This is a genomic window from Mesobacillus selenatarsenatis SF-1 (assembly GCF_000813125.1).
GTDB classification, from domain to species: domain Bacteria; phylum Bacillota; class Bacilli; order Bacillales; family Cytobacillaceae; genus Mesobacillus; species Mesobacillus selenatarsenatis.
Genome location: NZ_BASE01000068.1, coordinates 1 through 12,854 on the forward strand (window position 1 = coordinate 1; position 12,854 = coordinate 12,854).

Here is a 12,854-nt window from a genome sequence, read left to right on the forward strand (position 1 = left end):
CGAAATGTGTAGCCGACTGCCCAGAAACGCAGAAACTGGAGACTCCGACAAAGAAGCGTTCTTTGCTTCTGCCGGAGGAGTTGAAGTTTCGGAGTTTCTAGGAGGCGAAACTAGACAAGCGACTCGAGGGGCTAGGCGCTGGAGCTGGACAATATGAAAAGCGCAAGCGCCTTGGTCAGCCCCGATTACAAAAACATTTTTGTATGACTCTATATAGAAAAAAGACCGTTAGATTCCTTCCTATTTTATCATGAGAGATGATAGAAAGAAAAATAACGGCCTTTTGGTTGGCTCTATTAATTTGTGTAACCCATCAGCATTCTTGCGTACGGTGAATCAGATGGGAGGACAATGACGGTTTCACCGTTGATTGTCTTTTTATAAGATTCCAGTGTGCGGAACATAGAATAGAATTCCGGGTCTTTGGAGAACGTTTGGTTGTATACTTTAGCAGCTTCCCCTTCCCCTTCGCCTCGGATGGTCTCAGCGTCTGCCGATGCCTTTGCGAGAAGCTCTTTCACTTCTCTGTCCGTTTGGGCAATGACTCTGTTTTTCTCTGCATCCCCCATGGAAAGGTATTCCTGCGCTTTTGACTCACGCTCAGAGATCATTCTCGTAAAAACAGACATTTCATTTTCTTCCGGCAGGTCGGTTCTCTTCATTCGGACATCCGTCACAACGACTCCATAATTACCGCTAGCGAGCAGCTCATTGACTTTTTCAGTCACCCTGTCATTCAATGAACCACGAGATGACTTTTCATCATTGATGATTTCGTCATAGTCCAGCTTACCAAGCTCAGAACGGACAACCGAATAGATGAATTCCTCCATTCTCGATTCCGCACCCTCTAGCGTTCTCGCATTGGAAATCATTTTTTTAGGGTCTTCAATTCGCCAGATTGCATAATTATCGATCAGCATTCTCTTTTTGTCCATTGTGTTGATTTCCGCCTGGGAAACATCATATGTCATCTGGTATTTAGGCAGTGTGGTGACACTCTGGATAAACGGAACTTTATAGTTCAAGCCAGGTTCTTTGACAATCCTTACAACCTCTCCAAATTGCCTTACCACTTTATACTCGCCTTGTTTCACAATAAAAACATTAGTAAAAATGAAGACAAGCAAGGCAATAAGGATGACTAGGAGGATTCCAACTTTGGTATACTTTCTCCAGGATCCACCGCCGCGCTCATTTATATCTATCACGTTTTGATCAGCCATTATTCTTTTCACTGCCTTCCTGCTCTGACTTAGGTTTAGCTTTATCTGCTTCAAGCGGGCGAATCGGGAAATACTTCATTGTGTTGCCATCATCATTCATGATGTAAATCTCCGTTCCCGGCAGGACTTGCTCAAGCGTTTCCAAAATTAAACGCTGTCTTGTGATGTCCGGATTGGTTTTGTATTCAACAAGCAGTTTGTTGAATACCGCCACGTCACCTCTGGCCCGTTCGATCCTTGCGGCTTTTTCCCCTTCCGCTCTTGAAATCAGCGCATCCTTTTCCCCCTGGGCTTCATTCAATTTCTGGTTGCGGTATTTCTTTGCCTCATTTATTTTCGTGTTCATTGTTTCACGCGCATCCGTAACATTGGTAAAAGCCTTGCGGACTTCTTCATTAGGCAATTCAACATCCTGTAGCTTTACACCAAGGACAGATACACCTATATCGTACTTTTCAATCAAAGAAGACAATAAGTCTCGGACTTCTGCTTCAATTTCTGCTTTCCCTGATGTCAGGGCCTCATCAATTTCGGAACTTCCGATAATACTTCTTACAGACGCTGAAGTCGCATCATATAGAATTTCTCTCGGATTATCAGCGTTAAATAAATATTTTTCAGGATCGGTTATTTTCCATTGAACAACCAGGTCAGCAAGGACGATGTTTTCATCACCTGTAATCATTTTAGTTTCATCAGGAAACTCCTGGATTTCCCCATTCTTTTCCTCATAACCAAACTGTAGGCTGAAAGTTTCTTTCGATAATTTCTCGACACTCTGGATTGGCCAAGGCAGCTTAAAATGCAAGCCTGGTTCGCTTATACCTTCCTCAACCTTGCCAAACGTCAAGATGACCGCCTGTTCAGACTCATCAACCGTATACCACGTCGTGAACGCCGAAAGACCTAAAATAATGGCCAGGACGACAATCCCGCTCGTCACATAAATCTTTTTTAAGCTTACCATCTCATTCCCCTCTTCCTATGCTTTTGTCTATGTTTGTTTTTACGTTTATAAACAGTAAAAGTTTCAAAAGAATGATAAATGAAATACAGTTTTGTTACAATGGTGGTTTTTGTATTCATGTACAGACAAAAGACAAATGAAAAAAGCCCAAGCGGGGTCGGCTTGTGCTTTTTTCTAGCTCCTTGGATGAAGGGGTTTTCACTAATGATTGTAGCAAGGCAGTGTTAAGGAAAAATAAACCTTTTGTTAAGTGAGTGTAAATTTGGGGCTTTTTTAAATCTGACTGTTGTTTTTAGTTCCAGCAGCTTCTCATTCCGCCTGAACAATAAAAAAGCCCAATTCTGTTACGAATTGGACTTGCTAATTGGTTATTTTACTAATTTGACTCTTGATTGTTTTCCCCTATTGAGGCAGCTTTTTAAAGAGCTTGACCGTAAACGTGGTACCTTTGCCAATCTGGCTGTCAACTTCGATATGTCCTTTATGTGCTTCAACAATGTGTTTGACGATGGCGAGGCCTAGACCTGTTCCGCCGGAGTTTCGGCTTCTTGCCTTGTCCACCCGATAAAATCGTTCAAAAATCCTCGTTATTTCGCTCTTCTCGATCCCTATACCGGAGTCCTTGACCAAAATTGAAACGGAATCTTCCTGGTCAGTTAAAGTAATCTCTACACTGCCGCCATTTGGAGTGTAGGTAATTGCATTGCTGACAAGGTTGATCAGTACCTGCTTGAGCCTGTCTGGATCTCCTTCAATGACTGCCTCTTCGCTTGGCTGACTGAGCTTCAGCATAATATCCTTTTGTGCTGCTTTTCTTTTTAAGATCTCAATAACTTCATAGGCTTCTTTTACGAGATCAACTGTCCCTTTAGTCAGCCGGAAACCATGCTGCTCAATCTTCGAAAGGTCCAGCAATTCCTGGATCAATACCTGAAGACGGTCACTTTCCTTTAAAATGATTTCGAGGAATGCTTCAAGTGTTGCCTTATCATGCATCGCACCATCCAGCAGCGTTTCCGAAAAGCCTTTTATAGAGGTAATCGGTGTCTTAAGTTCATGCGAGACATTTGCCACAAAGTCTTTCCTCATCTGTTCCAGTTTTTTGAGTTCAGTAATATCATGGAAAACGAGAAGGATTCCCTTCCAGACATTGTTTGTCCCGATAATCGGCACTCCATAAACTTCGAAATGGCGTCGTTCGATTTCCAATGGCAAAACAACTTGCTTCCGTACTTTTTGCTCTGTCATGAAAATCTCTTCGACCATCTGGGTGATTTCTTCATGGTCAATTACTTCATAGTAAAGTTTGTAGAGGTATTCAGAAGCCTCCACATTAAAAATTTCCTTGTAAGGCTTATTAATCAAGTTGATAAAGCCCCTGCTGTCGATCAGAATCAAACCGCTGCCCATATTTTCAATCAGTGTGGTCAACCTGTCTTGCTGGGATTCTTTCAGCTTCATCAGTTCCTGAAGATTTCTGGCAAGGATATTGATAGACGAACTCAGCATGCCTGTTTCATCAATATGATCCTCATATGTCCTGGCCCGATAATTTCCTTTTGCCAGCTCAATCGCGACGTTTGTCGCAGACTCGATCGGTTTCGTATAGCGGTTGGTGATCCTTGTGCCAAGAAGGATGATGACCATCAATGCCATGCCAAGGCTAATGGTAAGAATCCACCAGATTTGACGATAGGCTTTCTGCAGCTCATCAATCTTTGTTGTTAAAAAAACATAGCCTTCTTTTTCGCCATCATGAATGAGCGGTTTCCAATAATAATGCAGGTCAAAACCTCCGCCTACTTCCAGGTCACTCTGCTCTTCAGGAGTGTCTTCAACGATGTCGCCAATAATATCCCTGTGTCTGTTGATTTTCGTGCTTGATAGTTCACCCGTGTCATAATGGATGTCACCCTCAAGGTCAACGATGGTAATCCTTGCGTTAAGCAGGTCGCTCATCCGCGAAATCTCTTCGGTGTCCAGCGATGTGAGTCCTCCATTTTGTTCGATATTGGAGGTTAAAAGGTTCATTTCGATCTTCAACCGTTCATTGAATGAATTAATGTAGTAATTTTTGAATAATTGCCCTAAAAGCAGGCCTAAGCCCACCAACACTATGATGATCAGGGTAATGAGGGCAAATAAGAGACGAGTCCGGTACTTTGTCATTCTCCCTTTGGTTCCTCCAACTTATATCCCAGGCCCCGTATTGTTTTGATATAGGATGGCTTTTTCGTATTCTGTTCGATTTTTTCCCGTAAGTGGCTAATATGTACATCTACGATTCTTGTATCGCCTGCAAAGTCATAATTCCACACAGCGCTGAGCAGCTGGTCACGGGTCAGTACCCTGCCTTTATTCTTTGCCAGGTAAAGGAGCAGCTCGAATTCTTTCGGAGTCAATTCAAGCAAGTTTTCCATAAAATAAGCTTCATAGAAATCCGGGATGATTTTAACATCACCAATCTTGATTTGCCCCTCATCCTCAGGCTTTTCCTCTACTATTTCGGGCTGAGTCTGCGTCCTTCTTAGAATGGCTTTTACCCTTGCTACGACCTCACGCGGACTGAACGGCTTAGTCATGTAATCATCAGCGCCCAGCTCCAGACCAAGCACTTTGTCAAATTCGTCATCCTTTGCCGTCAGCATCAGAATTGGTACATTGATTTTCTGCTGCCTGAGCTGCTTGCATACTTCCATGCCATCGAGCTTCGGAAGCATCAAATCCAAAATCATCAAATCCGGTCTTTCATCAGCTGCAAGGCGGATTCCTTCCTCGCCGTCCATACCGGTTACAACTGAATAACCAGCCTGTTCGAGATTATACTTCAGCAGTGTCACAATAGATTGTTCATCATCCACAACCAAGACCTTCTTGTTCATATAAGCCTCCAAAAAAAGTTATTACCCCTGTTTCATTCAGACTCTTTTCTCAAACTTCGTTGCTAGTGACTACAAAATTTGATTGTTTGACCAATGGTTCTCTAGAAATTTAAAGCTTATCATGAGAAAAGAGCTTGCAAACTTAATACCGACCTACAAATTGGCTTTTAATCACGTTAAAATCGGCTTAAGGATTTTAACAACAATCTTACGAAAACAACCTTCATCCAATAGCTCTATTTACATTATAATATCAACTCAACCTGTAAAATCAAATTTAAAACTAAAAGGGATGCACAATTAATGTACATCCCAAAAGTTTAAAAGTTTTCTAATGCTTTTCCTTCCATACGCTGGACTGGATATGGAGGACAGACGAGCAGCTGCCCCTTTACAACTGTCTCATCTTCTTCGTTTTTTCCTGTAACCGAAATTTCAACATTATGCTTACTCCTGATCACTTCGGTTACTTCAAAAAAGAATTGGACTGTACCATAATGGTATACAGGCTTCACATACTCAATATCCTGCTTCAGAATATGGCTCCCTGGTCCTGGAAGATATTTTGAAACAGCCGAAGTGATGATCCCATTCAGCATGATTGCCGGAACAATCGGTTTTTCATAAGGCGTCTGTGACGCGTAATCATGCTGAATATATAAAGGATTAGCATCATTCGTCAATCCCAAATATAAGAGAAGGTCTTTATCCTCAATTTTTTCTGTTAATGTTAATTTTTCTCCGACAGTGATTTCTTCTATTTTCCTGCCAAGCTTACGTTTTCTTCCAAGCAGCATAGCATTTACCCCTTTGCAATAGAAGTTCAGGAATGTTCATTCCCATCTCTTGTCCCAAATTCGTATACTTTATAATTTTTGTGAAAAAATCGGGGAATATTCCCCGATTTTTTTATTTATTAGCTCTGTTAAACGTGGCTGTTGATTTTCGTTCCAGGCGCTTCGCTTTCCACGGGCAGTCCGGGAGCCTCCTCGGCGCTTCAAGCGCCTGCGGGGTCTCCCGATGACTTGCTCATCCCGCAGGAGTCTTCGCGCCTTCTACTACAATCAACAGGATGTAAAAACAACATTTAGCTTTAACAGAACCTATTTAATAGTAATATGCTAACGATTAAGCAAGTACAGCCATAACGTTGCGGACTGCTTCTGCAGACTTATCAAGTGCTGCTTTTTCTTCTGAAGTCAATTCAAGCTCGATTACTTTCTCGATTCCGCCAGCGCCAAGGATTGTTGGAACTCCAAGGTAAATTCCTTCGTAACCATACTCTCCTTCTAGATATGCAATAGAAGGCAATACGCGTCGCTGATCCTTCAAGATAGCTTCACACATTTCAACCAGGGAAGCTGCCGGCGCATAGTAAGCGCTGCCATTCCCGAGTAGGTTGACGATTTCGCCGCCGCCTTTGCGAGTGCGTTCAACGATGGCATCAAGGCGTTCTTTTGGAATAAGTGTTTCAAGAGGAATGCCCCCTGCATATGAATAACGCACAAGTGGAACCATGTCATCGCCGTGGCCTCCAAGAACGAAACCTGTAACGTCTTTAACAGACAGGTTCAATTCCTGAGCTACGAATGTACGGAAACGAGCAGTGTCCAATACGCCCGATTGGCCGATTACACGATTTTTAGGAAAGCCGGACTCTTTGAAAATAGTGTAAGTCATCGCATCAACTGGATTAGTCAATACAACGATGAAACTATCAGGGGAGTGCTTGGCGATTTCCTGGGCTACACTTTTCATGATTTTTTGGTTCGTCTGGACAAGGTCATCACGGCTCATGCCAGGTTTGCGTGCAATACCAGCTGTAACAACAACGATATCTGAGCCTTTCGTATCTTCATAGCTGGAAGTACCGGTAATGTTGGCGTCGAAGCCTTGGACTGGGCTCGCTTCAAGCATATCAAGCGCCTTACCCTTTGTAGGGTTTTCCATTTGCGGGATATCGACTAATACTACATCCCCAAGTTCCTTCTGCGCTAGCAAGAATGCTGTTGTTGCTCCTGTGAATCCTCCACCAATGACTGAAATCTTTTTGCGTTTCAATGACATAAGGCTTCCTCCTCAGAACGAATATATTTTTAAAAATATATGTTATTTATGTAAAGGCTATCCTTAAAAAGGATAGCCTTCCGCACATTTTTAGCCCATGTTCTTGATCAGTTCATCACCGAACTCAGAAGTCTTGACTTCTGTAGCGCCGTCCATCAAACGAGCAAAGTCATATGTTACAACCTTTGATGCGATTGATTTTTCCATTGACTTGACGATCAAGTTAGCTGCTTCAGTCCAACCAAGGTGCTCAAGCATAAGAACGCCTGAAAGGATAACAGAAGATGGGTTAACTTTATCCAAACCAGCATATTTAGGAGCTGTACCATGAGTCGCTTCGAAAATAGCGTGGCCAGTTTCATAGTTGATGTTTGCTCCAGGAGCGATACCGATACCGCCTACCTGTGCTGCAAGTGCATCTGAAATATAGTCGCCGTTAAGGTTCATTGTTGCAACAACATCGAACTCTTTTGGACGTGTAAGGATCTGTTGAAGGAAGATATCAGCAATCGCATCTTTAACGATGATCTTGCCAGCAGCCTCTGCGTCAGACTGAGCATTGTTTGCTGCATCAGTACCTTGTTCTTCCTTAATCTTGTCATACTGAGCCCAAGTGAATACCTTATCACCGAATTCCTTTTCAGCAAGTTCATAACCCCAGTTTTTGAACGCGCCTTCTGTGAATTTCATGATATTGCCTTTATGTACAAGCGTTAATGATTTACGGCCTTCTGTGATGGCGTAATTGATCGCTGAACGTACAAGGCGCTCTGTTCCTTCTTTGGAAACAGGCTTGATTCCGATACCTGAAGTTTCAGGGAAACGGATTTTGTTTACACCCATTTCGTTTTGCAGGAATCCAATAAGCTTTTTGACTTCGTCAGATCCGCTTGCATACTCGATACCAGCATAGATATCTTCAGTGTTTTCACGGAAAATAACCATGTCAGTGTCTTGAGGACGCTTTACAGGAGAAGGAACACCTTCAAACCAGCGAACAGGACGCAGGCAGACGAATAGGTCAAGTTCTTGACGCAATGCAACGTTAAGAGAGCGGATTCCGCCACCGATTGGTGTAGTTAAAGGCCCCTTAATCGCGATTAAGTATTCATTGATCAATTCTAAAGTTTCGCTTGGTAGCCACTCTCCAGTTTGGTTGAATGCCTTTTCTCCAGCAAGAACTTCTTTCCAGACAATCTTTTTCTCACCCTTGTATGCTTTTTCAACAGCAGCATCAAGAACTCGGACAGAAGCTGCCCAGATGTCTGGACCTGTGCCGTCACCTTCGATAAAAGGAACGATTGGATTATTTGGTACGTTTAAAACTCCATCTTTAACTGTGATTTTTTCACCTTGCATATTATTCTCTCCCTCCAAAATCCTAATTCATTAACAGAATCAAAGGTTAGCAGGCGAGATTGCCACTAACCTTTTTTTGTGAAGCTGTTTATCCATCAATTTATAAAAAATGTTTGGATAACCAGCTTCCTTCACTCTCCTATTAGAACAATTTTTCACTAAAAAGTAAAATATTGCTCCTTTATCTCTAATAATTATCTCATTTCAATGGCAACATATTCTTGCTTGCCAGGACCTGTATAGTCTGCACGAGGGCGGATCAGGCGGTTGTTGTCATACTGTTCAAGGATATGTGCAAGCCAACCGGAAACACGGCTAACAGCAAAGATCGGCGTGAACAGGTCATGGTCGATGCCAAGGCTGTGGTATACAGATGCTGAGTAGAAGTCCACATTTGGCGGAAGGTTCTTTTCGCCTGTAACGATTTCTTCAATCTTAGTAGACATTTCGTACCAATGAGGTTCCCCAGTCAGCCCAGTCAGCCTCTTGGACATTTCTCTCAAATGTTTCGCACGTGGGTCTCCCAGGCGGTATACACGGTGTCCAAAGCCCATGATCTTTTCTTTGTTCGCAAGCTTTCCGCGGATTGCTGGCTCAACATTTTCAAGAGTGCCGATTTCAGTCAGCATTTTCATAACTGCTTCATTTGCTCCCCCATGAAGAGGGCCTTTCAATGCACCGATCGCAGCTGTAACACCAGAATACACATCAGATAGTGTTGCAACGCAGACACGCGCAGTGAATGTTGAAGCGTTAAGCTCATGGTCAGCATGAAGCACTAACGCCTTGTTCATTGCTTCTACTGCTATTTCATCTGGCTCTTCCCCAGTCAGCATGTAAAGGAAGTTTGCCGCGAAGTTAAGGTCTTCTCTTGGCGCGATTGGCTCAAGACCTTTCCTTACTCTTGCGAAAGCCGTAACGATAGCTGGCATCTTAGCCTGTAGGCGGATCGCTTTGCGGTAATTCGCTTCTTTTTCCATTACATCTGATTCATCATCATATAATCCTAAAAGAGATACTGCCGAGCGAACTGCAGCCATCGGATGGACTTTATCAATCGGGTACATCTTGAAATGCTCAAGAACTTCTTTCGGCAAAGCCGCATTCTCTGCAAGCTGTTTTTTCAATTCGTCCAATTCTGCTGCTGTAGGAAGCTTACGGTGCCATAATAAGTAAATCACTTCTTCGAAACTAGCATTTTCAGCTAGATCGTCAATGTCATAGCCTACATAAGTAAGCGTGTCATCAATAATAGAGCTGATAGAAGATGTTGTTGCCACTACCCCTTCAAGACCACGTGTTACTGTCATACTCAATCTCTCCTTTGTAGTTAATTTCCCCATATCCCATTTTGTCTGTATGTTGAATTGCTGTTAAAAACAGCGATATCAGAAAAAAGAAATTTCTGACACTTTATGCGAAAAGCCGGACCATACGCCGGCGACAGACCGATTCCAGCCGAAATGCCCTAAATACGATTGGTATCGAGCGCTTGCTCAGGCAACCGGCAAAAAAGAAAATGCTTACATTTTGTTAAATTAAAAAACCGTGGATACTCTTCTAATCCCCAGGCCTATACAGGGGGATGGAAGCAGTTACAAGTCCTATTATAAACAATTATCTGACATTTGTGAATGAAAACAACTTAAATCAATATAAAATATTATTTTACAAAAAAGCTATTTAAATAATTCAAAGATTTTCATAGCCGCAAATGCGATGCCGGCACCAATCAAAGGACCAACTGCTACTCCTTTGAATAATGATACGGCCAAAATTGTTCCCAGGACAAGAGCGGTCGTTATATGGGGATCTTCGGCCAGCAAGGTAACTCCGCCTTTCGCAAGCAGAGCAACTGCCATCCCGGATATCAGGGCAATCCATGCATAGGGTGACTTGAAAGCACCACCTAAATCTTTGAAGCCAATATCACCGCTGGCAATGGGCGCTAGGACAGCGATAGTGATAACGGTTACTCCCCAGTTTATACCTTTACCCTGGAGCAGCGAAAATGTTTTGGCTTCAACACCAGCAATCTTCATCACAAGCAGGACAAGGACCGCGATAATTAACGATTGGTTTTTCGCCAGAAAAGCAATCGCCAATAAAGTTAGTAAAAAAAGCATAGGCTCAAGCATAGATTTGTCATCCTTCCACGGTTAAAACTATTGTAACATAATTAAAAATATTACACCAAACAGGTAGGATTAAAGGTTGTTGCACCTACTGATTATACGCTTTAGATGATTGTTTAAATGCACAATTTCACTTTGAATAAACTGCTTTGAGCAAAATTCATTATTTACATTTTGACAACTTTTTTCTAATTCCATTTCAAAAGTCACCCCGGACGCTAATAATATAATTTTGTTTTCATATCAGCATATCAAAGAAGTCTTTCTCTGAGATATTTTATATTTTAAAGGATTTTTAAAAATTAAATCGAATCTTTAAAAATTATAAGCCGTATATTTTAGGAAACTTTCAGGACTGGCATCAAGCTTTTAAGATATACAAACAGTATCGGCATCCAGTTGGCCATTCCAAAAGGAGGAACCTGTTTGAATCTAGTATATCTACATAGGACATTACGTTTTATTTTCGTCATTGGTATCGTTGTGGCCGGCGCACTTGCACTTTTTTTCGTTTCCAAAGTAACCTACCCATTCATCATCGGCTTCCTGATTGCTTTTATGATGAATCCGCTCGTCAACTTTTTCCAGACGCGGGCAAAAATGCCCAGGTCTCTGGCGGTACTCATTTCCCTTGTGTTGATCATGTTGGTGTTCGCAGGGCTGATTACATTGCTTGTTGTCGAGATAGCTTCAGGGGCTGAATATTTAGCGAAAGTTGTTCCTGAACATCTGGTAACTTTGATTGATTATATTGAACATTTATTTGCTGCTCAACTAATTCCTCTTTACAATCAGCTAACAGGCATGTTCCAAAGCCTTGAATCGGGGCAGCAGGATACCATAATGGATAATATCCAAAACGTCGGCGCCACCATAGGGACAACGACAGGAAATTTTATAAAAGACTTTTTTGAGAAAATCCCCAACATTCTGTCCTGGTTTCCGAATGCAGCAACTGTCCTCATTTTCTCATTATTAGGGACCTTCTTCATAAGCAAAGACTGGTATAGATTATCGGCAATGGGTACCAGGTTTTTGCCTAATCGCGCAAGGACGAGCAGCAAGACTGTTTTTGACGATTTAAAAAAGGCATTATTCGGTTTTGTCAGGGCCCAGGCTACACTGGTTTCGATCACTACCGTCATCATCCTGATTGGGTTGCTGATCCTTCGTATCGATTACGCCATCACGATTGCCCTGGTTACCGGTATAGTTGACATCATTCCATATCTAGGTACGGGGGCTGTATTTGTCCCGTGGATCATCTATGAGGCAATTGCCGGTGAGATGAGTACTGCAATCGGTTTAGGCGTCTTGTATGTTGTTGTATTGGTCCAAAGGCAGATCATGGAGCCAAAAATACTCTCATCAAGCATTGGGCTTGACCCACTTGCAACCTTGATCGCCCTGTTCGTCGGCTTCAAGACCATCGGTTTCCTCGGGCTGATTGTCGGTCCAGTCGTCCTGGTGATTTTTAATACACTGCAACGCGCGAATGTGTTCCGGGATATTTGGACATTCATTAAAGGCAAAGGTGAAGTGATTATAAAATAAGGTTGTCTTCAGGCTGTACGGCGCTACCTGCAAACAATCGGAAACAGATTTTACAAAGAGAAACGCCAACTCCAATGAGTTGGCGTTTTCTATGTTAACGAATTACTTTGATCGTACCTTTATCAATCCAGTTACGGAATAATCTGAGCATTAATGCTTTGAAAAATTTCCTGGTCGGTGGTGCCAGAAGTAAAAATCCCAGAGTATCAGTAATGAAGCCCGGTGTCAGGAGTAGGGTACCGCCAACTAGGATACTGATTCCATCCAGGATGACATCTCCTGGCATCATGCCTCTGCCTAACTGGTCCTGAGTTCTTCTTATCGTTTCCAACCCTTGCTGCTTTGCCAAAAAAGCCCCAAGGAAACCTGTAAGGATGATAATCAGGATCGTCGGCCAAATCCCGATCGTCTGACCAGAAAGAAGCAGGACACCAATCTCCGCAGCCGGAACAATAACTAAAAACAAAAAAATATATTTCATTCTCCACCTCAATATTTTGAAATAGCGTGTCCTTCTATTATACGGTCCTTACTGACGAGAATACAATAATATGATTGGTGGAGATTCCTAAAGGTAAAACGGGATTAACAAAACTGACAGTACCTATTGCACAACCACTTCGGACATTTCCAGCAAGACCACTCGGGCTTTTGTCCGAACATC

Annotated in this window: 11 protein-coding genes; 1 reads left to right on the plus strand and 10 read right to left on the minus strand. The window is 42.5% G+C overall.

Translation table 11 applies throughout. The features are described from left to right. Positions 1 to 296: 296 nt before the first annotated feature. From hflC to TY49_RS13620, 9 genes are all read right to left on the minus strand, one after another. Positions 297 to 1,226, minus strand: coding sequence for a protease modulator HflC (hflC, locus tag TY49_RS13580; protein ID WP_041966460.1), 930 nt, complete (start codon positions 1,224 to 1,226; stop codon positions 297 to 299). After that, positions 1,219 to 2,193 (minus strand): FtsH protease activity modulator HflK, encoded by a 975-nt coding sequence (gene hflK, locus TY49_RS13585; RefSeq protein ID WP_041966461.1) that lies wholly within the window; start codon positions 2,191 to 2,193, stop codon positions 1,219 to 1,221. The genes hflC and hflK overlap by 8 nt, the downstream gene beginning before the upstream one ends. Before the next feature lie 402 nt (positions 2,194 to 2,595). Beyond that, on the minus strand, positions 2,596 to 4,362 hold the full coding sequence (gene pnpS, locus TY49_RS13590; RefSeq protein ID WP_041966462.1) for a two-component system histidine kinase PnpS: 1,767 nt from the start codon (positions 4,360 to 4,362) through the stop codon (positions 2,596 to 2,598). Continuing rightward, the gene (locus tag TY49_RS13595) at positions 4,359 to 5,075 is read right to left on the minus strand and encodes a response regulator transcription factor (protein ID WP_041966463.1); all 717 of its coding nucleotides are present in this window, start codon (positions 5,073 to 5,075) and stop codon (positions 4,359 to 4,361) included. The genes pnpS and TY49_RS13595 overlap by 4 nt, the downstream gene beginning before the upstream one ends. 320 nt (positions 5,076 to 5,395) lie before the next feature. Continuing rightward, the gene (locus TY49_RS13600; RefSeq protein WP_041966464.1) at positions 5,396 to 5,872 is read right to left on the minus strand and encodes a MaoC/PaaZ C-terminal domain-containing protein; all 477 of its coding nucleotides are present in this window, start codon (positions 5,870 to 5,872) and stop codon (positions 5,396 to 5,398) included. A gap of 331 nt (positions 5,873 to 6,203) precedes the next feature. Then, complete coding sequence (mdh, locus tag TY49_RS13605; RefSeq protein ID WP_041966465.1) at positions 6,204 to 7,142, minus strand: malate dehydrogenase; 939 nt, start codon at positions 7,140 to 7,142, stop codon at positions 6,204 to 6,206. A gap of 90 nt (positions 7,143 to 7,232) precedes the next feature. Next, the gene (gene icd / locus TY49_RS13610; protein WP_041966466.1) at positions 7,233 to 8,501 is read right to left on the minus strand and encodes an NADP-dependent isocitrate dehydrogenase; all 1,269 of its coding nucleotides are present in this window, start codon (positions 8,499 to 8,501) and stop codon (positions 7,233 to 7,235) included. 194 nt (positions 8,502 to 8,695) lie between these two features. After that, positions 8,696 to 9,811 (minus strand): citrate synthase, encoded by a 1,116-nt coding sequence (gene citZ / locus TY49_RS13615; protein ID WP_041966467.1) that lies wholly within the window; start codon positions 9,809 to 9,811, stop codon positions 8,696 to 8,698. A 369-nt stretch (positions 9,812 to 10,180) separates the two neighbouring features. After that, a complete protein-coding gene (locus TY49_RS13620) occupies positions 10,181 to 10,639 on the minus strand; it encodes a DUF441 domain-containing protein (protein WP_041966468.1) in 459 nt (152 codons plus the stop codon). A gap of 423 nt (positions 10,640 to 11,062) precedes the next feature. On the opposite strand from TY49_RS13620, the gene ytvI reads away from it, so the two are divergent. Further along, on the plus strand, positions 11,063 to 12,190 hold the full coding sequence (gene ytvI, locus TY49_RS13625) for a sporulation integral membrane protein YtvI (protein WP_041966469.1): 1,128 nt from the start codon (positions 11,063 to 11,065) through the stop codon (positions 12,188 to 12,190). Between the two features lie 94 nt (positions 12,191 to 12,284). On the opposite strand, the gene TY49_RS13630 is transcribed toward ytvI, so the two are convergent. After that, a complete protein-coding gene (locus tag TY49_RS13630) occupies positions 12,285 to 12,671 on the minus strand; it encodes an FxsA family protein (protein WP_041966470.1) in 387 nt (128 codons plus the stop codon). Positions 12,672 to 12,854 lie beyond the last annotated feature (183 nt).